This is a genomic window from Mesorhizobium ventifaucium, from assembly GCF_935822925.1.
GTDB classification, from domain to species: Bacteria; Pseudomonadota; Alphaproteobacteria; order Rhizobiales; family Rhizobiaceae; genus Mesorhizobium; species Mesorhizobium ventifaucium.
This window is the reverse complement of the sequence record NZ_CAKXZS010000030.1, coordinates 46,341-69,891: the sequence shown is the minus strand read 5'-3', so window position 1 is coordinate 69,891 and position 23,551 is coordinate 46,341. Positions and strand designations below refer to the sequence as shown.

Sequence of the window (23,551 nt, the reverse complement as noted above, 5' to 3'; positions counted from 1 at the left end):
CGCGGCTGGCGCCGATCAGGCGAACGCCCCCTTCGACGCGTCCATGGAACCGTCCGGATAGATGAAGAGCCCCGTGAGAGATTTGTCCATCGCGTGGATCATGACGGAGGTGAACAGGGAGAACGACGGCACCTTCGCGGCAATCATCGGCATCGTCTCGGTCTGGAGGATCTGCTTGCGCTCCTCGAGCGACGCCGCGCTGCGCTCCTTGTCGAGTGAGGCGTCCAGTTCGGGATCGACGATACCGGTGATGCGCTTGGATGAGGAATGGAAATGCGTACGCAGCACAAGGTCCGGCTCCGGCGATCCGGTCGACCAGCCGCAGTCGACCATATGGCCCGGACCGCCGCCGGGACGGTCGTAGAGACGCTCATTCCACGCCGCGATCTCCAGCACCGATAGCGTGACGGGGAACCCCTGCTCCTGCAGCATGGCAGTGATCACCTCGCCATACTCCTTGGTCTTTGGATAGAACCCAACCGAGGTGATGTATTCGAGCTCGGGCAGGCCCTGGCCCTTCGGGAAGCCTGCTTCGGCGAGCAGGGCCTGGCATTTCTCCGGGCTGTATTCGGGATAATTGGGCAGGTCGATATAGCCGAACTTCACCGGCGAGACATAATTCGCCGAGGCATGGCCGGCTTCGCCGAGGATTTCCAGCAGCATGGACCGGTCGATCGCGTGGCAGGCCGCCATGCGCACGCGCGAATCGTCGAAGGGCGGCTTGGAGCAGCGGAACCACAGATATTTGTTTTCGACCGAGACCACGCTGCTGATTGCCACCTTCTCGTTACTTTGCAGGGTCGCCACCTGCTCCGGTTCGAGCCGCTCCACGATGGACGCCTGGCCGTTCATCAGCGACAGCATGCGGGTGGTCGAATCGCCAACGAAATTGAAGCTGATGCCGGGGATGGTCGGCGCCCCGAGGAAGTAGTCCGAGTAGGCTTCCAACACCGTGTCGTTGCCTCGCTGCTCGACGAACTTGTAAGGCCCGGTGCCGTTCAAGCGCTGCGAAAGCGGCCCGCTCGGCCCGGCGGCGATGTCGGTTGCCGACAGCATCGGCAGGTAAGAGGCGAGGAAGATGAACAGGTGCGCCGGGTAGCCGCCCTTCGATGTGTCGACAATCACCGTGTAGTCGTCCGGCGTTGTGATCGTCAGCGTCTCGGTCGGGCCCGGATACCATTGCGCCGGCCGGTCGGGCTGCGAGCCGTATTCGAAGGTCGCCTTGACGTCTTCCGCCTTGAATGGCTTTCCGTCGTGGAACCTTACCCCTTCACGCAGTTTGATCTCAAGCTTGGTCGGCTCAAGCAAGGTGATCTTTGTGGCGAGTTCGTAGATGACCTCGTCGGGTTTTTCGACGCGCATCGGCGTGCGGGTCAGGAACCCCATGACGAAACCCTCGATGTTCTTCTGCGACAGCGTCGTATGCGCGGTCGGATCCCAGTTGCCGGTGATGTTCTCGGCCGACAGGAAGACCAGTTGCTTGCCCGCCTGCGCAGCCGCGCCCGACACCAGGAATTCCGGGTTGATCACCATAAGCCCGGCGCCCGCTCCGAACGCCGCCATGCCTTTCATGAAATCGCGCCTGCTTGACTCGCTCATATGTTGTTCCCCTTTTTCGTTATGTGGTTTTGTGGTTTTCCTTACGTTAGCCAAAACTCCCCGCTTGGCAACACAGATTCTTGCTGCGTGCTGCCGATACCGCGCGAGGAAAGGGGATGTCGCCCTACTTTGGTGGAATGTTAGGCATTTTGGCGCAAAAACGTTCTGCTGGAGAAGGCGAGACGGCCCTCATTGCCCAGCAAAGAGGCACGAAATTGGGTTTTTGGAATCGTGTGGTTTCTTCCAAAACGTCGCAAAGCCAAACAGTGTGCGAAATGTCTCGCGGGAAGAAACCAGCAGTTCACCGGAACATGCAGCTGCAATTTGCGGATGTCGGCCGGAGCACGGCGCTGAAGGCATTGCTTTATCAGCAGCACGCCTCAGTGAGGGAAAAGAACCTCACCCATTCCAAGCACCGCGTTGTCACCGCCGTATTTCTGCGGCGCGTTGCCCAGAAGCGGCCGTTTCAAAATACCATCGGCGATCAGATGGCGATCGACGACGGCGGCGAAAACGCTTTCCGGCGCGCCGCATTCGACGAAGCTCGGCGACAGACTTTTCGGCGCCCGATCGAGAAGGATCGAACCGCGACGCATCAGATAGCCGGGCATCTCGCCGGTGCCGCCGGCCACCACCAGCGTGCCGGCGATCATGCGGCTGCCGGCATTGTCGCCTGAGCCTTTCAGCACCGCGATCAGGCCGCGGCGCATGCGGTCGGCGGCAAAAGCGCCGGCTTTGCCCCTGACGATCAGCACGCCGCCATTCATGCCGGCCAATTCGCCGGCGAGCGGCCCACCAAGGTGATCGCCGGCGTTGCCGGTTATTTCAAGCCTGCCGCCGCGCATGCCGGAGCCGGCATGCGGACCCGCATTGCCTTCGATCGTCAGCGTGCCGCCACGCATGGCGCGCCCGGCCTGGGCGCCGGCATTGCCGACGACGCGAACCGAACCGCCCCGCATGCCTTCCGCCACGCGGTCGAGGCGCGCGCTGCCACCTTCGAAGACGATGTCCAGCAGATCGTTGCCGGCGATGCGAAAAATATCGCCGACCTTCGATCCATGTTTCGACATGCCGATCTGGATTTTTTCGAAATCGCGCCTTTCGATCCCGGCAAGCCGCTCCGCCGTCAGCAGTGATAGATCAAGGCGCTCCGGCGGCTCGGCGACAAGGGTGAAGGTCAGCGCTTTCACGGCAGCATATCCTTCAGCGAATAGATGAACTTGCCGAGCTTGCCGCCGTAATTGCCGGCGCTTATCCGAACCGCGCCTCGCTGCGGCCCGAGTTCGATGACGGCCTTGATGCCGGCCTTCATAGCGGCGGCTACGGCGTCGTTGGTCTCGCCGTCGATGACGATTTCCAGGACGGCATTGATGTCGGCGCCGAGCTCACTCCTGACAACACCGCGCAGTGTCGGCGCGTAGGCTTCGTTGGCCGACGCGATCATGCCCTTGTATTTGCCACCGATCTTGGAACCCGAACGGGCAATGCCGCCCGGAAACGGCACGATCGCGCCCGGCGCCAGGCCGATCGCGGCAACCGCGGCCTCGGCGGCGAGCAAGGCCTTGGCGCTGCTTTCAGCCATGACGAAGAAATTGCCGCCGCCGACGGCAGCCTTGGTCAGCCCGGTCGTTGCTTCGCACAGGAACTCGCCATCCATGACGGGAACCCGCCAAAAATGCCTGCCGCCGATTTTCTTGGAGATCTGCCAGCCATCGCCAAAGTAACGCAGCGCCGATCCGAGCTTCAAAGCGGCGCTGCCCTCCAGTCCGGCGAAGCAGGCCGAACCCGGCGAGGTCAAGACACATTGGCCGACGCGATTGAGCAGTTGTTTCTGCAGCTCATCTGTTCCCGTCGCGAAGATCAGCACGCGGCAGCCGGGCCGGCCGTCCGGCGTGGCCGATGGCGGCAGTTCGACGTCGATTGCCGCTTCGCAGCCGCAGCCGATCACCGAGGTGGCAAAGCCGGTCATCGTGATCGCCGCCTGGCGCGCCCATTTCCGGTTCGGCGCGGTGATGATGATGGCGGTCGCGCGCATGCCGAAGGCCTCGGCAAAGGTATCGTCGATCACTATGCCATTTACGCTCACGTTCGGCATGCCACCTCGCCGAATGGCTGTTCGCGCGCGATCGCCGTATCCGGGAAATCGAACCAGTCCAGCGACAGGCCGTAGCGCTGCTGGTGATAGTCCTCCAGACGCCGCAGCATCGCCTTGTCCGGCGACGGATTGAGCCTGAGCGCCTTGCCCCAGCGGTAATGGGTGATTTCTCCGTCCTGCACGACGAGATCGCCATCCTTGAAGACATACGCCGCCTGCCCCAGCATTTTCGCGATATTTTGGTCCCTGCGGTAGACAGCGATGTCGGCTGTGGCGCCGGCGCCGAGATGGCCGCGATCCGTCAGACCGAGCAGCCTGGCTGGGGCCGCGCGCGTCATGATGGCAATTTCCTCGAACGTGTATTCGCGGTCGATTGCGGCAAGGGTGGAGAGCGCCATGGCGGGAGGTGAAAGTCCGGCCATCATTTCGGTGCGCGCTTCCCGGCTCATCAGCAACTCGAACAGAGCCGGGTAGACGGTGAAGGGCGCGCCGTTGGGATGATCGGTGGTGAAGAAGACACGCCACGGATCGTCGATCAGCAGAAAAAGCTCGAGTCCGATCGCCCACTGCATCGTGCCATAGAAATCCTTGCCATAGCTGTAGGGCACGATGCCGCCGCCATTACCGTCGCCGTCATGAATGACGGATTTCTTCGGCTGCGCACTGCCACGCGCCGAAAACTGCCGCATGACGTCGGAAGAGACGGTGACCGTCTGGCCGAACATCACCTGGCCGATATCGATGGTGACTTCCGGCGTCGCATTGACCAGTTCGGCAAGACGCGCCGCGGCCGATGAAAACCTGCGCTTGCCTTCCGTGCCGTAGCCGTAGAACTGGAGATGAGCGAGGTGCAGCGGCAATCCTTCCGCCGCCGCGATCGTCGCGGCCGCCGTATCCGCCGATCCGGGGCTGCCCAGATTGTTGCAATGGACATGCAGCGGATGCGGGACGCCGAGACTGTCGACCGCCGCCTGCAGCGTCTTGACGATCTTGCGCGAGCTGACGCCATAGAAAGGCACCACATCGTCCAGCGAGAAGGTGCGGACGTTTTCCTTGAAGGCGGCCGCCGCACCGGCGTTGATCACCTTAACCCCAAGCGCCCGCGTCGAGGCGACCGTCCAGGCGACATAGTCCTCGATCATCGTTGAGGAAGCGTCGTCGCGGATCATCGACAGCAGGAAATCGTCATTGCCGAGAATGGCGAGCGTCGCCTTGTCGATGATCGGGATGTCGGCCAGTTCGAGATGGGTGTGAAGCGCGGCTCCTGGCGACATCGCCGGCTCGACGACCGTTGTAAAACCCATCTTGGCGTAGAGGCATCCGGTCTGGAAAGTCGACCAGCCGGCATTGGAGAGCGGCGTCGTCGCCGGTCGCGCCTGGTGCGCGGCATGCTGCTCGGGCAACAGCAGCCGTGCCGTATTCACGTTGCCGCCGCCGATGTGGGAATGGATGTCGATGGCGCCCGCCATGACGATGCAGCCGGCGGCGTCAATAGTCCGGTCGGCAGCGCCCGCTGCCGGCGCCGCAACGATCTTGTCGTCGCTGATCCACAGGTCGCCCTTGCCGAGACGGCCGTTGACCGGATCGATGATGTCGCCGCCGGCGATTTTCGTCAGCATGGCAACGCCGCCTCGGCGGAGACATGACTGGCAACCAGCCGGATAACAGTCGCAGCGGAGGGCAGTTCAGAGGCCGCTCGCGCATCGACCGACCGCAGCGAACCGGTGCGGCTGGAATAGACCACCGCCTGGTGATCGACGCCCGCTTCGCCGATGGCGATGGTGACCGCAGCGCCCGCGACCGGCTCCTGCGTTTTCGCCAAGGCAATCAGCGCCATGCGGTTCCTTTTCTTCTGCGGCTGGACAATTGAGGACGAGATCCGCAGATGCAGGTCGGCTTCGCCGGCAGCGATCATGCGCGCGACATCATAACGCCAGGGATCGAATTCCGGGAAGCCGCGCGCAAAGCCGGTGCGCAGCGGAAAACCGGTCATCCAGGTCGAGGCGAGCGCGCTTCCCCAGCCGTTTTCGCTCGCCGGCAGATGCAGGCCGGATGCGCGTGATTTGCGGTTGAGATCAGTGACCAGCCCTTGCAGCATCTCGAGCGCCAGCCCTTCTGTTGCGTCGCCTGAAAACAGGAAAACGGGAAAATGCGCAGCCTCCAGGGCTTTGGCGAAATCGTCGAAATTCGATACCGGCCGCGATGTCTGGCGCCCCCTCCACTGCGCCCTCAGCGCCGCCAGCGTCGCGCCGAGGCTTGCCTCGCCGCAGGACAGGAGCGTCGCAATCCGCCCGTTGCTCAATCGCGGTGCAGACATTTCGTTCGACCCGATAAGAAAGATTTCGCGTTGATTCCTGGCTGAGAGATCGGGGGTCGAGAGATCGGGAACCGTGGCTGAGAGTTCGCCGACAAATTGATGATGGATCTGCGGGAGTTCGCCGACGACCACCACGACATCGGCGCGCCGGCGCGCCTCGCCGGGCGCAACGGTCATCGCGCCTTTGTCGGTAAAAAGCGCGGCCTCCCGGGAAACTGCCGCGCCATCGGCATGATCGTATGCCGCGCCAACCCGCTCAGCCAGCGCGATCGCCGCCCTGGTGCCGTGTATATCCGTATCCAGGCTGAAAACCGGGCACCGGCTTGACCCCAACAGCGCGGCGGCATGTGCAGCCGCGCGCTCGACCAGCGTTTCCCGGTTGCCGATCCAAGCAACCGCCATTCATTACGCTACTTTCTGGTGCCGGCCCGATCCTAGACGAAACTGGATTGGTCGTGAACCCCGCCTGTCAGCAGATTAGTCAATGTTTTAGCGAATGTTTTCTGGCGCCATCAACAAATTCCGACCGCGCTTAATCATATTTGATGTAAGCGAAGCGCTGATCGGTCGGCGGAGTGCCTTCCAGCGCGCCGCCTTCCCTGGCCGGCTGCCACTGGACGACTTCCTCGATCTTTTTGGCCAGTTCGAAGTCCTTGTCGGTGATGCCCTTGGCTGCGTGGTTCATCAGGCGCACCTCGACCCAGGCATAGGACGCCGTGATGTCGGGATGGTGCCATGCCGCCTCTGCGAGATGGCCGACCGTGTTGATGACCATCAGTGTCGATTTCCAGCTGTGGGTCTTGTATTTGCGCCGGATCCAGCCGTTCTCGTAGTGCCATTTCGGCAGCTCCTTCTCGAGCCGGTCGGCAATCTCAGCTTCCGAATAGACTTTTTCCCTCGTCGTCTCGTTCATCTCGACCTCCGCGAATTGCCCGGTCCGTTCTCGCGCCGGGGCCAAAAACAGATAAAACGAATGCACTCTCTCCGGCTTGCCCCTTCGACGAAAACAGCTATCATGGCGACGGGCACCTAAACTTCCATGATGCGTCTATGATGCACCCATCGGGGGGCAGATGTCGAATTCTGTTACCATACGAGTGCCCGCCCGCCTGCATCTTGGCTTCCTCGATCTCAACGGCGATACCGGGCGTCGCTTTGGCAGCGTCGGCCTGCCGCTGAGCGAACCCGAAACAACAGTCACTCTGTCACGATCCAGCGAGACCATCGTCGAAGGCACCGAGAGCCGTCGCGCCGGCGAACATCTGTCGACGCTCTGCAGCCATCTCGGCATTCGCGGCCAGCACCGTCTGGTGGTCGAACAGTCGATCCCGAGCCATGCCGGCCTGGGCTCCGGCACGCAGATCGCCCTTGCCGTCGCCGCGGCGCTGCGCACGCTCCACAAGCTGCCTCTCGATATCGGCAGCGATGCGACCCTGCTCGATCGCGGCGGCCGATCCGGCATCGGCATCGCCAGTTTCGAAAGCGGTGGCGTCATTGTCGACGCCGGCAAGGACGACAGCGGCAGGCCGCCGCCGGTCGTGGCGCGACTGCCGTTTCCAGAAGAGTGGCGCGTCATCCTGATCCTTGACCACGGCGGGCATGGACTGCATGGCGACGCCGAGATCGCGGCATTTCGTTCGCTGCCGCCGTTCCCGGCGTCCGGCAGCGGCGAGATCTGCCGGCGGGTGCTGATGGGCATCATGCCGGCTCTGGTCGAGCAGGACCTGCAAGCCTTCGGCGCCGCCGTCACCGCGATCCAGATGCTGATCGGCACCCATTTCGCCCCGGCGCAAGGCGGCGTGTTCACCTCCAAGCGGGTCGAGAGCGTGGCCCACGGTCTCAACCAAGCAGGCGCCGTCGGCATTGGCCAGAGCTCGTGGGGGCCAACAGGGTTTGCCTTTGCCCCATCGCAAGACGCTGCAGTCAGCTTGGTCAGCGCGGTTCAGCAGACAGTTGAAGACGGCATCGAGATCAGGATCGTCAAGGGCAGGAATTCCGGCGCGAAGATCAGTTCGACCAGACTTGATCTCGTCGGCAGCTGACGGCCCGGCAACGCGATCAGGTTGAAGAAGAAAGGCGAAAAATGGCCCGCAAACATATCCTGCACATGCTGACGCCGTTGAAGCATATGAGCCCTTTCGACGTGAACATGGCGCTCGATGCAGGTTTCGACGCCGTCGTCCCCTATGTCGATGTAGGCCTCGGCGAGGTGACAGGCCTCGTGCAGGACGCGATCTTCTCGCGCCCGCCCGATGCGGGCGTCGATACCGGCATTTTCATCGCCGGCAAGGATGCCTCGCTGGCGCTCGACATGTTCGACGCAGCGCGAAAAGCGATGGTGCCGCCTTTCCAGGTTTCGGTATTCGCCGATCCGGCCGGCTCGTTCACCACGGCCGCGGCGATGGTGGCCAAGGTCGAGAAAGCGCTGGAGAAGAAGTTCGAACGCGGGCTGAAAGACACCAGGATCGCTGTATTCGGCGCCACCGGCGTCGTCGGCTTCTGCACCGCCGTGATCGCCGCCAGGGAAGGCGCGGGGGTGACGCTTGTCGGTCATGACGGCATCGCAAGGGTCGAGCAGATCGCGGCCGAGATCAAAAGCCGGTTCAACATCGCCGTGGATGCGGCTGACGGATCGAGCGACGCCCTCAAGACGAAGCTGGTCGAGGCGAGCGAGGTGATCCTGGCGTGCGCCAAGGCCGGCGTCCAGGTGGTCTCGAAAGCCCAGTTGAAAGGCGACGGCCTGCTTATTGCCGCCGACGTCAATGCGGTTCCGCCGGCCGGCATCGAAGGCGTGGCCGTCAATGCCAATGGCGATCCGCTCGAAGCGGCAAAAGCTGTCGGCATTGGTCCGCTCGCCATCGGCAACGTGAAATACAAGGTCGAATTCGGCCTCTTCAAAAGAATGATCGAATCCGAAAAAACCATCACGCTCGATTTCCAGGAAGCATTTTCCCTTGCACGCGAGACCGCCAAATAGCGCCGGATCTCTCCTGATCGCGGCGATTTCAGGCCGGGCGCTGGCTGCCGCTGCGCGCCGCGCCTTCTATCGTCCGCTGGTAGCCGATTTCTTTTGCGATACCGACACGGTGGCGCTTGCCGAGCGCGCGACGATGCTGCCGGGCGACCTGCAGGGCGGCATCGACGGCGAGCGCATCGTCGAGACGCTTCGGCAACTGGCTGGAGACGACCAGCCGGTCGCCATCGTCCTGGGCTCGGGCTTCGAGCGGATGACAGAGACCGTCGACGAGATCGCGCGCCATTTTCCGCTCGCCGGCAACAGCGGCGCCGCGATCCGCAGGATCAAGGACCCGCAATTGCTGGCAGCCGATTGCGCCGAACTCGGCATTCCGCATCCCGAATTCCGATGGGACCCGCCGCCCGATCCGGAGAACTGGGTGGTCAAGACCGCGGGCGGCGCCGGCGGCGCGCATATCACACGGGCCGCCGGAGAAACCTCGGTATTACAGAGTAAGGCTCCTAGCGGCCGCTATTTCCAGCGCTTCGTTGCCGGCCGCAGCATCTCGGCCCTGTTCGTCGGCGACGGCAAAACCGCTGATATCGTCGGCTTCAGCCAGCAATGGGCGTCCCCCGCCCCGGCAGCGCCCTATCGCTATGGCGGCGCCGTGCGGTTGAGGCGCTTCGATCGCAGACAGGCGGCGATGATCCGCGGCTGGCTTTCAGGTCTGGCGCGCCGCGCGGGCCTGGTTGGGTTGTGCAGCGCCGATCTCATTCGCGGACCGGATGGCTACAAGCTCATCGAGATCAATCCGAGGCCCGGCGCCACGCTCGACATTTTCGACGATGCCGACGCCCCGCTGATCGAAGCGCATCTGCGCGCCGCGGCAGGCAAGGCCTACCGTCTGCCGCGCTTCGTCGATTCGATGGCGTCGATGGTGACCTACGCGGCGGCGCCGATCGCCCGCTTTCCATCGATTGCCTGGCCTGAATGGACTGCCGACCATCAGTCGCCCGGCACCCGTCTGATTGCCGGCGATCCGGTCTGCACCATCTTCGCGCGCGGTGCGAGCGCCGATCTGACCAGGCGGCTGATCAAGGGACAAGCCAGCCGATTGCAACACCAATGGGAAGGAGACCGGACATGAAAGACGGTTCGGCATTCCTCAACGACAATGCGCAGCGCATCATCGATGGCATGATCGGCGACGCCGAACGCCTGCGTATCGGCGTTTCCAGGGGGCCATTGGGTGAGTGCCTGATCGATGCCGGCGCCAAGGCCGGCGGCGGCGTCGAGGCCGGGCTGCGCATGGCGGAAGCCGCGATGGGCGGCCTCGGCAGCATCTCGGTGTGCATGGACCGTGGGTCACAAAAATGGCCGTTCACCGTTGAAGTGCGGTCCTCGCAGCCGGTGCTTGCCTGCCTGGGCAGCCAGTATGCGGGCTGGAACCTGTCGAGCCAGGGCTATTTCGCCATGGGATCGGGACCGGCGCGGGCGCTCGCCCGCGTCGAACCGCTGTTCGAAACACTCTCCTATCGCGATACTGCGTCGTCCGCCGTGCTGATCCTGGAGACCGCCGAACCGCCGCCCCGAACGATCGTCGAGAAGGTCGGCAGGGCAACCGGACTGGCACCCGAAAAGCTCACCTTTCTCTATGCGCCGACACAAAGCCTGGCCGGCGGCGTGCAGATCGTTGCGCGCGCGCTCGAGGTTGCCCTGCACAAGACCAACGATCTCAAATTTCCGCTGGAGAACGTTGTCGACGGCATCGGCACGGCGCCTATCCCCGCCCCCCATCCGGATTTCCTGACCGCCATGGGCAGAACCAACGACGCCATCATCTATGGCGGCAGCGTCCAGCTCTTCGTAAAAGGCTCGTCGAAAGACGCCAGCGAGCTCGCGGAGCGATTGCCGAGCCGCGCCTCGCGCGACCACGGCCACCCCTTCGCCGAAATCTTCAAGCGGTTCAAGGGTGATTTCTATGCCATCGATCCGCTGCTGTTCAGCCCGGCCGAAGTGATCGTCACGGCGATCGAGACCGGCGATACGTTTCGCGCCGGCGAGCGTGATCTGCAGATGCTCGAACGGAGCCTCGGTTAGGCCATGGCGCTGCAAGGGATTCGTCTGTCATCCGCCTGCCGGGCCGCCCGTTCCGGCTTTCGGTATACCGGTATCCGAGGCGCGACATGATCCCTCGCATCCTGATCGTCAGCGACGTCTCGGACGCCCGTTCCAAGGGCCTGGCGGCAAGGCTGGACCGGCGCGGCGCCGTGGTCGCAACCGTGCCGCTGGCGGCGATCGCGTTCGACACCGGCAGCCCGAGCGGACTGTCGATCCCCGGCTTCGACGGCGCGCTGCCCGACGCCGTGCTGGTCCGTTCGATCGCCGCCGGATCGTTCGAAGCGGTCACCCGGCGTCTCGGCGTGCTGCACGCATTCGGCAAGCTTTCAATTCCGGTGTGGAATTCCGCGCAGGCGATAGAACGCTGCGTTGACAAGTCGATGACGACCTTCCTGCTGAAGAATGCCGGCCTGCCGACGCCGCCGACAACAGCGGTCGAGGGTTTTGCCATGGCCGAAGCGGTCGCCAGACGCGAACTGCCGTTCACGCCGCTGGTGCTAAAACCGCTTTTCGGCGCCCAGGGCCGCGGCATCCGGCTGATCGAAACACTGTCCGATCTCCCCGCCGAAGACGAGGTGAACGGCGTCTACTATCTCCAGCATTACGTGCCGCGTCCCGGCCCTCCTTTCCGCGATTTTCGCGTCTTCGTCTGCGCCGACGAGGTTTTGGCGATGATGAGCCGCCGTGGCGACGACTGGATCACCAACGTCAATCGCGGGGCGGTGCCAGAGCTGGTTTCGGGGCTGGTTTCGGGGCATGGCGAAACCGAACTGGCGGCGCTGGCAAGGGCCGCCGCCGCCGCTATCTCAGCGGATTTCGCCGGCGTCGATATCGTGCCGGCGGCCGACGGCAAGCTGTTCGTGCTGGAGGTCAACAGCATGCCCGCCTGGTCGGGGCTTCAATCGGTCGTGGCGGTGAACATCGCCGATGCGATTGCTGACGCCCTCCTGAAATTCCTGGCTGATCGCCCAGCTGATCGCCCAGAGTCGGCGGCGGCGCGACCCTACCGCCTCACCGCGCCGGCGAATTCGTGACGAGCCGCTAGCATGGCGGTTTCGCGAGAACGCCTCCGCGCCGCCTACAAGGACGCCTGCCGGATGGAAATCGAGGCGCTGAAACCGGGCAACGTCCATCTGTTCGCCGACGGGCACGGCATGTCCGCTGCCCAGTTCATGACGAGCGCCGAGGTCTCGTCCGGGCCGCTGACCGATCCTCGCCTGCCGGTCGGACAGCGCATGCTGGAAGCGGTCCGCGCGACACGCCTGGCGGTCGCGACCAATACCAATCTCGGTATCATACTTCTGGCAGGGCCTCTGCTATGCGCCGCTGAAATGGCGGGCGCCCCACTGCACGACAATTGGCTGCACGTCAATCTCGACTCGGTGCTGCGCGCGATGAACATGGACGATACCAGGGCGGTGTTCGAGGCGATCGTCACCGCCGCGCCGGGCGGCCTCGGAGAGGCGGCGAACGATGTGCGGCAGGAGCCGAAGGTTCATCTGCTCGAAGCCATGCGGGAGGCGGCCGACCGCGACGTGATCGCCCGCCAGTATGTTACCGGTTTCGGCGACGTGTTCGGCGTCGGGCTTGCGGCTCTGCAAGCGGCGTTGGCGCGCGGCGAAGGCGGCATGTGGCCGACGGTGTTCGCCTATATGTCGTTTCTCGCCGGCTTCCCTGACAGCCATGTGGTGCGCAAGCATGGCGCTGAAGCCGCAGATCAGGCGCGGCAAGAAGCCCTTGCCGTTGAAGCGGCGCTGCATGCCGACGACGACGAGACGTCACGCATTCGTCTGCTGATTGGGCTCGACCGCCGGCTGAAAGCGAACAACGTCAACCCCGGCACCTCGGCCGACCTGACCGTGGCTACTCTTTTAGTCCACACCCTCGGCGTTCAGCTTGCATAATCGCAACGTTGGTGGTTGACTTTCGGGAGCGGAAGCTGGGCTTCCGCGGCTATCCAGCCAACCGGTCCGGATCCCCGGGCGCTGCCAACAAGGATAGCTGTCCATCGAGCGCTCGCTCGGTTTGCGGCGTCATTGGACACCATAACTGTGTCTTGGAGGAGAATTGGCATGGCAAAGATCTCGAAAGTAATGGTCGGTGAATCGCTGGTGGGAGACGGCAACGAAGTGGCGCATGTCGACCTGCTCATCGGCCCACGGGGGAGCGCAGTCGAAACAGCATTTTGCAACGCGCTGACCAACAACAAGGACGGTTTTACCTCCCTTTTGGCGGTGATCGCGCCCAATCTTCAGTGCAAGCCCAACACCGTGATGTTCAACAAGGTCACGATCAAGGGCGCCAAGCAGGCCGTGCAGATGTTCGGCCCGGCCCAGCATGCGGTCGCCAAGGCCGTGCAGGATGCCGTCGCCGAGGACATCATTCCCGCCAACGAGGCCGACGATGTGTTCATCTGCGTCGGCGTTTTCATCCATTGGGACGCCGCCGACGACGCCAAGATCCAGCAGTATAATTACGAAGCGACGAAGGAAGCCATCCAGCGCGCGGTCTCGGGAACGCCGACGGCCGCCGAGGCCACTGCCAAGCGGGATCAGGTGAAGCATCCGTTCGCGGCTTAGACAAGAGACAGCCCCGCACAGGCAAAACCCTCCGCGGAGCCGGATGGTCTGTTGCGCCGCCTGAAAAAGCTTCTGGGCCTTTAGAGTTCGGACCCAAAACTGCCCTCGGGCCTGACCGAGGGTGGGATTGGCTTTGGCAATCCGATGCTCCAGCAAAGCGATAGAGCGGCGAGACGATCGACTTGATCGCCCGCCGCTCTACAAGGCCCAGTTTCCGAGGAAAGGCCCAGTTTCCGAGGCCGAAGTTCGAGGCTGCACGAAAATGTCAGGTGCCCAGCGTTTGTCAGGTGACAAGCGTTGCGAGGTGCCCCGGCGTCAGCGTGCCGTCATGCAGCGAGGTCGCAACCAGCGCCGCGGCGATACCGAGGGACGAAAGGGCGCGAATGTCGGCCTCATTGCGCACCCCGCCGGCCGCGATGACGGAGCGGATTCCAGCCTTCGCCTTGATCGCCTCGAGCCGCGTGAAATCGGGACCGGAGCCGGAACCGACCTTGGCCAGTGTCATGACGATCAATTTTTGCGGCCAAAGCGCCGGCTCATCGAGAAATGTTGCCGGACCGCGAAACCCGTCGTCGAAGTAATCCAGCGACAGGATAAGCTCCGGATGACCGCAAAAACGCCGCAACAGCCCGTCGTCCTGCTGCGATTCGGAACCCAGGACCGGGCAAAGCCAGGGTTCGGCAAGTGCCGCCGAAAGGGTTTTCTCGTCGGCGATGCCAGCGTCGAGCCAAAGCTCCGGCGGCTCCGCCATCGCCTTCAGCCGGGCAAGCGCGCCGCTGTTTGGCGTTCCGCCTTCGATGGCATCGAGATCGGCGATATAGAAGGTCGGAAAGGGGTAAAGCCGGCGCAGGCCCTCAGTGACCGCAACGACATCGGAACTTTGGCTGAGCGGCGTGACGATCGGCCTGTAGCGATCGCGTTTTCCTTGCTCGGCGCGGACCACTTCGCCGTCTTTCAGGTCGAGAACCGGAATGATACGCAACTCTTTTCTCGCCGACCAACTGTCCCTGACCAACTGTGATGAAAGCTTGAAGCGTGGAAAAAAGAAAGAGCATCGTTGCCGGCTTCGATATTGGCGGCGCGCATCTGAAGGTGACGCGCGCGCAAGACGGCCGCATCGTCGAGGCAGTAACGATCGCCACGCCGCTTTGGCTCGGGCTCCATACCCTGGCCTTGGCATTCGAGGAAACGGCTCCGATCTATGCCGGCGCCGATCTCAACGCATTTACCATGACCGGCGAACTGGCGGATGTTTTTCCGTCCCGCGATGCCGGCGTCGCGGCTCTGCTGGATGAGATTTCAACCCGTTTCCCAGGCGAGAACTTGATCTATGCCGGGCCGTCCGGCTTTGTCGGGGTGGAGCAGGCAGCGCGGCTGAGCGCCGATGTCGCCTCCGCCAACTGGCATGCGACAGCGTCGTTGGTGGCAAAGCTCGCCGGCGATGCCCTGTTCGTCGACATGGGCTCGACCACCACCGACATCATCGCCATTAGAAATGGCACCGTCGCCAATGACGGCTACACCGATGCCGGACGGCTGCTGAGCGGCGAGCTGGTCTATACCGGCTTCACCAGGACGTTCCTGTTCGGTGTCGCCTCGTCGGCCCCCGTCCGCGGCAGGCTGACACCGCTGATGAACGAGTATTTCGCCTCGATCGCCGACGCGCACCGGATCCTGGGGGTGCTCGACGAAAAGGACGACAAGCACGCTTCCGCCGACGGCAAGGAAAAGACGATCGACGGTTCGGTAGCGCGGCTGGCGCGCATGATCGGGCGCGACGCTGCCGACCTGACGCTGCCGGAATGGCGTGAAGTCGCGCGCTGGTTCAGCGAACAGCAGTTGCGCAAGATCCACGATGCAGCATCCCTGGTTGCCGGCCCCCTGGCTAGGGATGTGCCGATCGTCGGCGCCGGAACCGGCCGCTGGCAGATCAGGCGGCTGGCCGAACGCATGCAACGCCGCTTCGTCGATTTCGCCGAGATCATCCCCGCAGATGACGCCGCTCGCGGCGAAGCCAGCAGCGTCGCGCCTGCGTCAGCGGTGGCGCTGCTGGCGGGATCGCAATTGTAGGCGCTCTATCATGGCCATCCGATCAATCGGATCTATGAGGTACTGACCTGGAATTGGCCCGGCTTGAAAGATCTCAACCCGTACCAGCGCATCAAAAATCAGACCGCGCGCAAGGTCGCAACAGGGTGAAACCCGACGTTCGGCACCCGCTCGGCGCATGTCCGGTTCGCGCCAATATCGGCCATTGAGGTGACCGTTGCCACTGCCTGAAAGCAGACATTGTTGGCGACCATTCGGGAGGTCGCGGGTGCGCCATGTTCAGACATTCGCGGTGCTTCTCCAGAGCGGACGTTAGCTCATCGGTAGGAGTCGACCTGCGGACCATGCCTGATGGTAGGTGTAAGGGAACGGCGTGACCCCATGCGATGAAGCGGCGGTAGGCCGCCGCTCCGAATTTGAGCGGCCCGTCCGGCAACGCTATAATTGACCGGCAGGGGACGTTATCGATGACGCAAATCAGAGCCATGACTGAGCAGGACGTGCCGTCGGTATCGCTGCTCATTGGAGAGTCTTGACGCAGGACGTACTCGCCAATCATGGGTGCCGAGACCGCGGCCCGGATTTCGGATGAAGATCACACGCTGCAGCGGATTGCGGCGGAACTGACAGACACCAACAAAATGTCGTTCGTGGCAGAACGGCCAGACGGCTCGATTGCCGGCTACGCGATGGCTAAGATGAATGAAGCCGGCGACGTCATGCTTGACCGGCTCCACATCGATCAAAGCGAGTACGGCACCGGGCTAGCCGCTAATATATTGCACGCCGTCTTTGCCGCCCATTCCGGCATCCCGAGCATCGCACTCGAAGTGCTCGAGGGAAACGACCGGGCAATGGCCTTTTACCGCAAACATGGTTCGCAGGGCCGCGTCGCACGGTGCAGAAGGCCATGCATCGTTGATTATGCGCAAACTGCTATCGCGCGCCTAGTCGGAACTCGCGCATCGAACAGTACATCACGTCTTCCGTCCCCAGCGCACCGGCGGCCTCCCCGTTCGCAATCCAAATAAACGTCATTCAGCTGTTTGATTGGCATGTCAGCGTGAGCGAACGCGAGGTCCTGAGCGTCAGAAGCCGACAATGAAGCCGGACTGATTGCGATCAGCACGGTGCCGAGCGTCACAGGCGCGACGGACTTAACAACTGACATGATCATTTTGAGATCCTCCCCACCTCCCGTCGGTCAACATTCAGTCCTTGGGGTCGCAGGTGTAGTGCCGTTCGAAGGTCCCGTCCGCGCGCCGCTGCTTGTCGAAGCCGCGATGTAAGGCTCGATCGCGCGCTCGTGGACCAGCCAAAGGGGATCTCGGCCGAGGCGTAGCCACTGCCGGCGGCCAACCGTTTCGGGATCGAGGCCTAAGCGATCCTGGTGCGCTCGATCGTCGTGCCGGCCGCGCCTGCCTCCGCATGACGGATGGTCAAAGCGCACATGATTTCGTCACGTGAGATGCCGATGTCGCCAAGAACGTCATCGGGTAAACGGCTCAACTGGTCCGTTGCCGACAAGAGAGCTTTTCGGTCGGCGCGGAGGCGTAACCACCTGCGAAATGGACCAATGGCGGCAGCATGAATTATAACCATGATCAGATCGTCCCTTCATTGATCTGAATTGACCGGTACGGAACGGCGCGAACGGCACTCCGGGCGAGAGCGTCAGCCGTCCGCGAGGCAAGTTAGGCTTAGTGGTCGATGGATTGGTTTTCCCGCGGCGTGCCCATACTGCGGGCGGTGGCTGGCCCCGGGCCACGCATGTAATAAAGCTCCGGGCGGTAGCGCGGCGCGACGAATTTGCGAAACCCCGCAGCAAGTTTTGTGACGGGAGCCAAGAATTTCATGACTGTTCCCTTTCCCTTCGCCGGCTTGCACACGAGCCGGCGGGCCTGACGTTGCAACAAGGATATGACAGTCGAACCAGGCTCGGCTGTGGGAATTCCCACACCGGGGAAAACATTGGCGAAATCCGCTCCCAGTTTGCATCCCGGAAAGCGGGGCCTGCGGCCATCAAATTTCCTTGGATAGGGAGTAAGGTGAAGTACACTTGATTGAACAAGAGACCGTTGTGACAGGCTCTCTGGCCTTCATCTCAAGACTTTGCGATGCCGACCTCGCCGCGCTGACCAAACGGTGGCACGAGCGCAGCTATCGACACAACGAGCTAATCATTTCCCACGGCGACACTGGTCGCGATGTCTTCTTCCTGCTGGAAGGACGGGCTCGCGTGACACTGGTTTCAGCGGACGGCAGGGAGATAGCGTATCGCGATGTCGAACCGGGTGACATTTTCGGGGAGCTCGGAGGCATTGACGGGATTGCACGCTCTGCCAGCGTAGTCGCACTGGAGACAACCCGCGCTGCACGGCTGTCCGGCACAGCATTCCGGGATATCGTGATGACCCACCCTACTTTTGCCTGGGTGCTGCTTGAGCATCTGTCTGCCCAGCTCCGGCGCATGACCGAGCGGGTATTCGAATACAGCACTCTGGTCGTGCGAAAACGGCTGATCGTCGAGCTCCTGCATCGGGCGGAGAAAGCCGCACTCGTGGACGGCGAGGTGTCCATAAGCCCGGCACCGACGCATTCCGAGTTGGCGGCAACGATGAGCACGCACAGGGAAGCGGTCTCGCGCGAAATGAGCGACCTCGCCAAGAGAGGCCTGATCGAAAAGCGCGGCAGCAGGTTATTGCTGCATGACGTCTCGGCACTACGGGCGCTGGTCGACAAGAAGGAATAGCGAAGGCTGTCGCTGCGGCGGGGGGCACCGCACGTTTCATACTCCTCGGCCGCAAGTGATTATTCCTTCCGGCAAACCGGGCAACCTAGCGTGCCAGCGCGCGGGTCGGGCTTTGATCGCTTCACCCTTGCAAGAATCATGACTCGGCTTCTTGATGCGGGCACGGAACGTTATCCCCCAGCCTGCTTGCAGACTTACAAGGGCGGATCGAAGGGTGAAGCCGCGTGGACGTTAAATACCAAATCTTCGTCAGCTCGACCTACGCCGATTTGGTGGACGAAAGACGGTCGGTCATCGAGGCCGTTCTTAACCTCGGGCATATTCCTGTGGGGATGGCGGCATTCCAAGCCAGCGACGACACTCAATGGGATTACATTAAGCGGCGCATCGATGACAGCGACTACTACGTACTCATCGTAGCAGAGCGGTACGGCTCAGAGTTGAAGGGTAAGAGCTACACCCAGATGGAGTACGGGTACGCCGTCGCCCAAGGCGTGCCTACCGTGGCGTTTTTGCTCGAAGGCGGTGCTCGCAAGACGTGGGCCGCGGAAAAGGGCGAGTTCGAGAAAAAGGCCAAACTCGAGAGATTCCGAAAGCTGTATGAAAAGAAGCTCGTCAAATATTGGCGCAACAAGGACGATTTGGCGGGTAAGGTTGCGATGGCTATTAGACGTTATGACCGTGGTCTGAGCGGCGGCCCGCCCTTAGGCTTTGCAGCTGTTTAGCAAACGGGGGTTGCTCGGGAGTGCCGAGCCGAGCCCCAAGCAAAGAAAGGACGGGCCATGGAGCAAGATAACGTTTTTTACGTCGGTGTCGATGTGTCGAAAGCCAAGCATGCTGTCGCGATTGCCGAGGGCGGACGCGGTGGAGAGGTCCGGTATTTCGGCGAGGCGTTCCCCGCGCGTCGTCACCGGAACGTCGTGGCCGTGAAGCCGAACCTTGACGGTCCCGTCATCGTGAACAAGCGTCACCTCGCCAGTCATCGTGATCGTGTCGCCTTCGGACAGTTTCGCCATCGGCATCGCCCTCGCAAAGGCCGCCGCTGAACTGGACGTGGAAAGCGCCATCATCGACGGTGAGATCGTCGTATTGAACGAGACTGGCCTGTCTGACTTCGGAGCCTTGCGGAAAGCCATCACCCGACGCCAGCACGACCTCTATTCGTCGCCTTCGATCTTCTGCATCTCAATGGTCACGACCCGCGCGACATGGCGCTGGAGGACCGCCGCGAGATCCTTGCCGAGATGATCCCGGACGGTGGCCGTATCCAATTCAGCCAGGCGCCTCCCGGCGAGGCTAAGGCGATCTTCCACCTGATAGACCAGGCGGGGCTCGAAGGCATGGTGTCGAGGCGCAAGGACAGCAAATACCGGAGCGGCAATTCGACGGCTTGGCTCAAGACCAAAGCTTACAGCATCGATGAATACGAGTTGCTCGGCGTCGAGCGTGAACCCGGAAAGCCGGCTTTCGCCCGAATGGCCGAGCGTGGCACAGGACGCTATGTCGGGAGCGCCTTTATCACCTTGAACCGGGAGATGCGGGAACGCCTCTGGGAGCGCGTACAGGAGCATTCTGGGCTGCGCCAAACGGGATGAAACGGCCGGCGACGCAATGGGTCAAGCCGGGGCTGATCGGCCGTGTGAAGCATCTCCGCGGCGAGGAGAATCTGCGCCATGCCTCGCTGCAGGATTTTCGGGAGGAAGACTAGGGTAAAACTCAGTCATTCTGGCTATGCCGCGAATGGCCGAGATGGGTTAGGCCCTGCCGTTTGAATCGGTCGGCGGCAACGAGCACAGAGCGCCATTTGCCGACATTCACGGAGCGTTGGCAATCCCGACCTACGCCCGACCGCCGAATCGGCTGTGCGGTCGTGCCCTGTGCCGGCACGGAACTGCAGACGAGTGCAGCATTCATGTCCCACGACCAGGTAGCAGTCGCCAACGTTGTACGAAAAAGGCGGGATGCGTTTCGGTCCACTGGGCGACAAGTGGTTGCGCCTGTATAAAAGCGGCCCCGGGATGGATGGCCAAATCGCCGACGATCAACTCGCGCGACTCGCAGGCCTCCGGAGCGGATGTCAGGCAAGCCAGAATGACGAGCGTATAAAGCATTGTCTTGTTCCTTCGCGGAGATCGAGTTCGTCCTCGGAGGCGACAGATTCAATGGCCGGCACGAACGAGTTCGGGAGGGGGCTCGGCTCCTGCCACGAAGAGTTTGCCGCCGGCCCGCGAAATCTCGACGGTTTGGCTGCGCTCGTCCAACCTGCCTGGAACCGAGATCGTGAGGCTTTGGCCTTCATCGAGGGTTGCCTCGAAGCGCACAGGCAAGCCCGCCTCGCCTTCAGCGATCGTGGTGACCACCCGGAAGCTGTTATCGGCTTCCGTATAATAGACGACGCCTTGAAAACCGCCGAGATCGATACTCCCTCCTTGTAGGGGGTCCAGTTCACCTGCAGAGGCGTAGCCCGTCGTCACGCAAAGCGCTGCAAGGACCGTGTATCTGTACATGATATTTTCCTCCTCAACCGAACAGGTCAGAACAAGATCGGTGCGCAAAGCATATGAGGAGTGGGTAGGTTCGTCTGTGGGAATTCTCACACGCGTGGCAACGCATTCAAAAACGAGGCCGGGCGCGTGTGGCAAGATGCGGATCGCGTCATGAGCGCCGGTCGCACCCAACGTCGGCTTTTGGGAAAGATTCCAACGCAGGAAGGTGGGGATTGGGTCAGATCACGACGATGCCCACTGTGAGCTGAATGTCCGCCCTAAAAGATCCGTAGCCAGAAGCTGAACGTCTCCTTCCGGCCCCTAAGCGGCCGACCAGGATGAAGCAGCCCGAAAGCTGACGGACCGCATCCGGCCCAACGCTGACGGTCAGCAACGCGCCGCATGGCGGTCATCGCAACGGTCCCGTCCATTCACCAAAAGCGGACATTGCCATCCAATCGCTACAACGAACAAACTATTTGCCCTTCATGCCGAGCTAGCAGGACGAGAACTCATGATGCATGCCAATCAGGTGGATATCGACATCGATATTGCCCGCCAGATGATCCGCGATCAGTTTCCCCAGTATCGTCATGAGGACATCACCTCAGTTGCATCGTCGGGAACCGTTAATGCCATCTTCCGCATTGGCTCGAAGAGCACTGCGCGGTTCCCACTGCGGGCGATGAATCCGACCGAATGCGCCGATACGCTTCGGTCAGAGGCCGCTGCTATGGTCGAGATTGGGGAGCATTGCTTATTTCCGACGCCTCAACCGATTGGGCTCGGCGAGCCAGGTCCTCACTATCCAATGCCATGGGCATTGCAAACGTGGATCGAAGGCGAGGTTGCCACGCCGCACGGGCTAAGTGGATCGACGGCGTTCACCCTAGACCTTGTACACCTCGTGGCATCGTTGCGCCACGCGGACACACGGGGCCGACGCTTCGACGGGCAAGGACGTGGTGGACATCTCTCCGATCATGACGATTGGATGATTGTTTGCTTTGAAAACAGCGAGGGCCTTCTTGATGTGGCTCGACTGCGCGATTTGTGGGCTCGCTTACGGGAGTTGCCATCCGCTGGGCCTGACGTGATGAGTCATAGGGACGTTATCGCAGCAAACCTTCTCGTGCAGGGCGAGCGTCTTGTCGGAGTACTTGATGGCGGCAGTTTCGGACCAGCCGACCCGTCGCTAGATTTGGTAGTCGCGTGGCATCTTCTAGACCGCGAGCGAAGGGCGGCCTTTCGATACGGCCTTCAAGTTGAAGATCTTTCGTGGAAGCGTGGTGCTGCTTGGGCATTCCAGCAGGCAATGGGTCTCGTCTGGTACTATCATCGCACCAACCCCGCCATGAGTGCGCTTGGGCGCAGCACGATCTCTCGCATTCTCGATGATTCGGACATCTGAATCGAGCAGTCACTCCGTCGGGACGGACGTCCGTTTCCTAAACGGGGAGTATAAAGGAATCGTCCGCTCTCCACCGATTATGTTGAAAAATCCGCCGCAATACTTTGCGCCAGCCCGGCTGGTCCGGGTGTAGAAGTTTCATCTTTCAGTGGATGGCGCTGAGAGCCTTGGAGGGCATTTGCCAGAAAAAGAAGGAACGCTTCTTCTCCGCCATGCGCCGATGCCGCTTGCGTTTCACGCCAGCCGAACTTTTTCAACACAATCCGCCAGAAGCGGTCGTTAGCCACGCTGCGCTCCTTCTGAAGGCTGGGCCGGTGAGGCTACCAAGCATCAGACGCAGCTCCGACGCGACCCTTCGATTTGCCTGATTTTCGAATTCGCGGGATCGCGGGCGGCTTTTACATCGGCCGCTTCAACCGACAAAGAATCGTTTTATTTCCGGGCCGAGGACTTCTGGCGCGGCATTGTGAGTCTGACCTTCCAGCGTGTGGTGCTGCGCATTGGGCAGGACATCCGCTAGCGCTCGAGCCGAATTGCGTATCCATACAGGGCTGGCCCCACCGTCCATCACGAGCGTCGGTGCGGTGGCAGCAGTCCACTGATCACGCGGCAGCGGGTCGCCGGCCATGTTGTCTCCCAGGACGGCGATATCGTAGGGCAAAGTATGCGCCACTGCTTCGAGCGCGGGCCATGTTGGCGCCCTTCGCATCTCAGCGACGGCTTCGGCAGGCGCACGCACCACTTCGGTCATCCAGTACTCTACGGCGTCACCTCGGCGATTAGCCGCCACGAGTTCGTTGATCTGCCCGACAAAATTCTCAGGCGGAGGCGGGCGGCTGTCGTCGATAATAAACGGTGGCTCGTACAGAGAGAGCTTTCGGACTATAGCGGGGAACTTGACCGTGGCCTCCAGAGCCAGGACCGCGCCAGAAGACTGGCCGTGGACAAACGCCGCTCCACCTGCTTCGTCAATGAGGGCCATGAGATCTTCGATCTCGCGCTCGACGGAATATGGCGGCGTGTCTTCACTATCGCCTCTGCCCCGGCGATCGTAACTGAACACCGTGAAGCGTGGCGCCAAGAGCTTTGCCAGTGGCGCCCACCCCGATCGATCGCTTAGGGCGCCGCCGACCAGGATGAGCGCCGGTCCGTCGCCCGACCGATCGAAGGCGATGCGAGTCCCGTC

The 23,551-nt window shown here is 62.2% G+C and carries 27 protein-coding genes; 13 read left to right on the top strand and 14 right to left on the bottom strand.

What is annotated here, in order from left to right; genetic code table 11:
* Positions 1 to 15: 15 nt before the first annotated feature.
* The 6 genes from NMG70_RS24490 to NMG70_RS24465 form a co-directional block, all read right to left on the bottom strand.
* On the bottom strand, positions 16 to 1,599 hold the full coding sequence (locus NMG70_RS24490) for an ABC transporter substrate-binding protein (protein ID WP_254026900.1): 1,584 nt from the start codon (positions 1,597 to 1,599) through the stop codon (positions 16 to 18).
* Between the two features lie 380 nt (positions 1,600 to 1,979).
* Positions 1,980 to 2,789, bottom strand: coding sequence for a formylmethanofuran dehydrogenase subunit C (locus NMG70_RS24485; protein ID WP_254026899.1), 810 nt, complete (start codon positions 2,787 to 2,789; stop codon positions 1,980 to 1,982).
* The gene (fhcD, locus tag NMG70_RS24480; RefSeq protein ID WP_254026898.1) at positions 2,786 to 3,694 is read right to left on the bottom strand and encodes a formylmethanofuran--tetrahydromethanopterin N-formyltransferase; all 909 of its coding nucleotides are present in this window, start codon (positions 3,692 to 3,694) and stop codon (positions 2,786 to 2,788) included. Before fhcD ends, NMG70_RS24485 begins: the two co-directional genes overlap by 4 nt.
* Positions 3,682 to 5,313 (bottom strand): formylmethanofuran dehydrogenase subunit A, encoded by a 1,632-nt coding sequence (locus NMG70_RS24475; protein ID WP_254026897.1) that lies wholly within the window; start codon positions 5,311 to 5,313, stop codon positions 3,682 to 3,684. Before NMG70_RS24475 ends, fhcD begins: the two co-directional genes overlap by 13 nt.
* Complete coding sequence (locus NMG70_RS24470) at positions 5,307 to 6,413, bottom strand: molybdopterin-binding domain-containing protein (RefSeq protein WP_254026896.1); 1,107 nt, start codon at positions 6,411 to 6,413, stop codon at positions 5,307 to 5,309. Before NMG70_RS24470 ends, NMG70_RS24475 begins: the two co-directional genes overlap by 7 nt.
* Positions 6,414 to 6,543: 130 nt before the next feature.
* Positions 6,544 to 6,924: a 4a-hydroxytetrahydrobiopterin dehydratase gene (locus tag NMG70_RS24465; RefSeq protein WP_254021481.1), complete on the bottom strand. Its 381-nt coding sequence runs from the start codon at positions 6,922 to 6,924 to the stop codon at positions 6,544 to 6,546.
* A 160-nt stretch (positions 6,925 to 7,084) separates the two neighbouring features.
* On the opposite strand from NMG70_RS24465, the gene NMG70_RS24460 reads away from it, so the two are divergent.
* The 7 genes from NMG70_RS24460 (at position 7,085) to fae (ending at position 13,667) form a co-directional block, all read left to right on the top strand.
* Positions 7,085 to 8,053, top strand: a complete 969-nt coding sequence (locus NMG70_RS24460; RefSeq protein WP_254026895.1) for a beta-ribofuranosylaminobenzene 5'-phosphate synthase family protein — start codon at positions 7,085 to 7,087, stop codon at positions 8,051 to 8,053.
* A 41-nt stretch (positions 8,054 to 8,094) separates the two neighbouring features.
* A complete protein-coding gene (locus tag NMG70_RS24455; RefSeq protein ID WP_254026894.1) occupies positions 8,095 to 8,988 on the top strand; it encodes an NAD(P)-dependent methylenetetrahydromethanopterin dehydrogenase in 894 nt (297 codons plus the stop codon).
* Positions 8,966 to 10,114, top strand: a complete 1,149-nt coding sequence (locus NMG70_RS24450; RefSeq protein WP_254026893.1) for an ATP-grasp domain-containing protein — start codon at positions 8,966 to 8,968, stop codon at positions 10,112 to 10,114. Before NMG70_RS24455 ends, NMG70_RS24450 begins: the two co-directional genes overlap by 23 nt.
* Entirely contained in the window at positions 10,111 to 11,067 is a 957-nt protein-coding gene (gene mch, locus NMG70_RS24445) for a methenyltetrahydromethanopterin cyclohydrolase (protein ID WP_254026892.1), read from the top strand. The genes NMG70_RS24450 and mch overlap by 4 nt, the downstream gene beginning before the upstream one ends.
* Before the next feature lie 86 nt (positions 11,068 to 11,153).
* Entirely contained in the window at positions 11,154 to 12,122 is a 969-nt protein-coding gene (locus tag NMG70_RS24440) for an ATP-grasp domain-containing protein (protein WP_254026891.1), read from the top strand.
* Between the two features lie 12 nt (positions 12,123 to 12,134).
* Positions 12,135 to 12,992 carry a triphosphoribosyl-dephospho-CoA synthase gene (locus NMG70_RS24435; RefSeq protein WP_254026890.1) on the top strand — a complete coding sequence of 286 codons (858 nt, stop codon included), beginning with the start codon at positions 12,135 to 12,137 and terminating at the stop codon, positions 12,990 to 12,992.
* A gap of 168 nt (positions 12,993 to 13,160) precedes the next feature.
* Complete coding sequence (fae, locus tag NMG70_RS24430; protein WP_254026889.1) at positions 13,161 to 13,667, top strand: formaldehyde-activating enzyme; 507 nt, start codon at positions 13,161 to 13,163, stop codon at positions 13,665 to 13,667.
* Between the two features lie 283 nt (positions 13,668 to 13,950).
* Here the strand turns inward: fae and NMG70_RS24425 are convergent, their stop codons facing one another.
* Positions 13,951 to 14,649 (bottom strand): HisA/HisF-related TIM barrel protein, encoded by a 699-nt coding sequence (locus NMG70_RS24425; RefSeq protein WP_254026888.1) that lies wholly within the window; start codon positions 14,647 to 14,649, stop codon positions 13,951 to 13,953.
* A gap of 53 nt (positions 14,650 to 14,702) precedes the next feature.
* Here NMG70_RS24425 and NMG70_RS24420 point away from each other — a divergent pair, with 53 nt between their 5' ends.
* Together NMG70_RS24420 and NMG70_RS24415 are read left to right on the top strand one after the other, a co-directional pair.
* The gene (locus NMG70_RS24420) at positions 14,703 to 15,737 is read left to right on the top strand and encodes a hydantoinase/oxoprolinase family protein (protein ID WP_254026887.1); all 1,035 of its coding nucleotides are present in this window, start codon (positions 14,703 to 14,705) and stop codon (positions 15,735 to 15,737) included.
* Positions 15,738 to 16,273: 536 nt separating this feature from the next.
* Entirely contained in the window at positions 16,274 to 16,747 is a 474-nt protein-coding gene (locus NMG70_RS24415; protein WP_254026886.1) for a GNAT family N-acetyltransferase, read from the top strand.
* A 346-nt stretch (positions 16,748 to 17,093) separates the two neighbouring features.
* Here the strand turns inward: NMG70_RS24415 and NMG70_RS32700 are convergent, their stop codons facing one another.
* Both NMG70_RS32700 and NMG70_RS24410 read right to left on the bottom strand, forming a co-directional pair.
* Positions 17,094 to 17,225, bottom strand: coding sequence for a hypothetical protein (locus tag NMG70_RS32700; protein ID WP_301555180.1), 132 nt, complete (start codon positions 17,223 to 17,225; stop codon positions 17,094 to 17,096).
* Between the two features lie 191 nt (positions 17,226 to 17,416).
* Positions 17,417 to 17,572, bottom strand: coding sequence for a hypothetical protein (locus tag NMG70_RS24410; protein ID WP_254026885.1), 156 nt, complete (start codon positions 17,570 to 17,572; stop codon positions 17,417 to 17,419).
* A 224-nt stretch (positions 17,573 to 17,796) separates the two neighbouring features.
* Here NMG70_RS24410 and NMG70_RS24405 point away from each other — a divergent pair, with 224 nt between their 5' ends.
* A complete protein-coding gene (locus tag NMG70_RS24405) occupies positions 17,797 to 18,468 on the top strand; it encodes a Crp/Fnr family transcriptional regulator (RefSeq protein WP_254026884.1) in 672 nt (223 codons plus the stop codon).
* 224 nt (positions 18,469 to 18,692) lie between these two features.
* A complete protein-coding gene (locus tag NMG70_RS24400) occupies positions 18,693 to 19,193 on the top strand; it encodes a DUF4062 domain-containing protein (RefSeq protein ID WP_254026883.1) in 501 nt (166 codons plus the stop codon).
* On the opposite strand, the gene NMG70_RS24395 is transcribed toward NMG70_RS24400, so the two are convergent.
* A complete protein-coding gene (locus NMG70_RS24395) occupies positions 19,173 to 19,484 on the bottom strand; it encodes a hypothetical protein (protein ID WP_254027007.1) in 312 nt (103 codons plus the stop codon). The genes NMG70_RS24400 and NMG70_RS24395 overlap by 21 nt on opposite strands.
* 192 nt (positions 19,485 to 19,676) lie before the next feature.
* On the opposite strand from NMG70_RS24395, the gene NMG70_RS24390 reads away from it, so the two are divergent.
* Positions 19,677 to 20,063: an ATP-dependent DNA ligase gene (locus NMG70_RS24390; RefSeq protein ID WP_254026882.1), complete on the top strand. Its 387-nt coding sequence runs from the start codon at positions 19,677 to 19,679 to the stop codon at positions 20,061 to 20,063.
* 315 nt (positions 20,064 to 20,378) lie between these two features.
* Here NMG70_RS24390 and NMG70_RS24385 read toward each other — a convergent pair whose 3' ends face one another.
* Both NMG70_RS24385 and NMG70_RS24380 read right to left on the bottom strand, forming a co-directional pair.
* Positions 20,379 to 20,579 carry a hypothetical protein gene (locus tag NMG70_RS24385; RefSeq protein ID WP_077376813.1) on the bottom strand — a complete coding sequence of 67 codons (201 nt, stop codon included), beginning with the start codon at positions 20,577 to 20,579 and terminating at the stop codon, positions 20,379 to 20,381.
* A gap of 48 nt (positions 20,580 to 20,627) precedes the next feature.
* Positions 20,628 to 20,975: a hypothetical protein gene (locus NMG70_RS24380; RefSeq protein WP_254026881.1), complete on the bottom strand. Its 348-nt coding sequence runs from the start codon at positions 20,973 to 20,975 to the stop codon at positions 20,628 to 20,630.
* A gap of 493 nt (positions 20,976 to 21,468) precedes the next feature.
* On the opposite strand from NMG70_RS24380, the gene NMG70_RS24375 reads away from it, so the two are divergent.
* On the top strand, positions 21,469 to 22,365 hold the full coding sequence (locus NMG70_RS24375) for an aminoglycoside phosphotransferase family protein (protein WP_254026880.1): 897 nt from the start codon (positions 21,469 to 21,471) through the stop codon (positions 22,363 to 22,365).
* A 77-nt stretch (positions 22,366 to 22,442) separates the two neighbouring features.
* Here the strand turns inward: NMG70_RS24375 and NMG70_RS24370 are convergent, their stop codons facing one another.
* A complete protein-coding gene (locus NMG70_RS24370; RefSeq protein WP_254026879.1) occupies positions 22,443 to 22,652 on the bottom strand; it encodes a hypothetical protein in 210 nt (69 codons plus the stop codon).
* A 125-nt stretch (positions 22,653 to 22,777) separates the two neighbouring features.
* A complete protein-coding gene (locus NMG70_RS24365; RefSeq protein ID WP_254027001.1) occupies positions 22,778 to 23,503 on the bottom strand; it encodes an alpha/beta fold hydrolase in 726 nt (241 codons plus the stop codon).
* Positions 23,504 to 23,551 lie beyond the last annotated feature (48 nt).

Coding starts and splice junctions, on each gene's coding strand:
- fae (WP_254026889.1), top strand. CDS start 13,161: ATGGCAAAGATCTCGAAAGTAATGGTCGGTGAATCGCTGGTGGGAGAC.
- NMG70_RS24390 (WP_254026882.1), top strand. CDS start 19,677: ATGGCGCTGGAGGACCGCCGCGAGATCCTTGCCGAGATGATCCCGGAC.
- NMG70_RS24460 (WP_254026895.1), top strand. CDS start 7,085: ATGTCGAATTCTGTTACCATACGAGTGCCCGCCCGCCTGCATCTTGGC.
- NMG70_RS24385 (WP_077376813.1), bottom strand. CDS start 20,579: ATGCTTTATACGCTCGTCATTCTGGCTTGCCTGACATCCGCTCCGGAG.
- fhcD (WP_254026898.1), bottom strand. CDS start 3,694: ATGCCGAACGTGAGCGTAAATGGCATAGTGATCGACGATACCTTTGCC.
- NMG70_RS24475 (WP_254026897.1), bottom strand. CDS start 5,313: ATGCTGACGAAAATCGCCGGCGGCGACATCATCGATCCGGTCAACGGC.
- NMG70_RS24435 (WP_254026890.1), top strand. CDS start 12,135: ATGGCGGTTTCGCGAGAACGCCTCCGCGCCGCCTACAAGGACGCCTGC.
- NMG70_RS24415 (WP_254026886.1), top strand. CDS start 16,274: ATGGGTGCCGAGACCGCGGCCCGGATTTCGGATGAAGATCACACGCTG.
- NMG70_RS24380 (WP_254026881.1), bottom strand. CDS start 20,975: ATGTACAGATACACGGTCCTTGCAGCGCTTTGCGTGACGACGGGCTAC.
- NMG70_RS24440 (WP_254026891.1), top strand. CDS start 11,154: ATGATCCCTCGCATCCTGATCGTCAGCGACGTCTCGGACGCCCGTTCC.
- NMG70_RS24375 (WP_254026880.1), top strand. CDS start 21,469: ATGATGCATGCCAATCAGGTGGATATCGACATCGATATTGCCCGCCAG.
- NMG70_RS24410 (WP_254026885.1), bottom strand. CDS start 17,572: ATGAAATTCTTGGCTCCCGTCACAAAACTTGCTGCGGGGTTTCGCAAA.
- NMG70_RS24470 (WP_254026896.1), bottom strand. CDS start 6,413: ATGGCGGTTGCTTGGATCGGCAACCGGGAAACGCTGGTCGAGCGCGCG.
- NMG70_RS24465 (WP_254021481.1), bottom strand. CDS start 6,924: ATGAACGAGACGACGAGGGAAAAAGTCTATTCGGAAGCTGAGATTGCC.
- NMG70_RS24455 (WP_254026894.1), top strand. CDS start 8,095: ATGGCCCGCAAACATATCCTGCACATGCTGACGCCGTTGAAGCATATG.
- mch (WP_254026892.1), top strand. CDS start 10,111: ATGAAAGACGGTTCGGCATTCCTCAACGACAATGCGCAGCGCATCATC.
- NMG70_RS24490 (WP_254026900.1), bottom strand. CDS start 1,599: ATGAGCGAGTCAAGCAGGCGCGATTTCATGAAAGGCATGGCGGCGTTC.
- NMG70_RS24395 (WP_254027007.1), bottom strand. CDS start 19,484: ATGGCGAAACTGTCCGAAGGCGACACGATCACGATGACTGGCGAGGTG.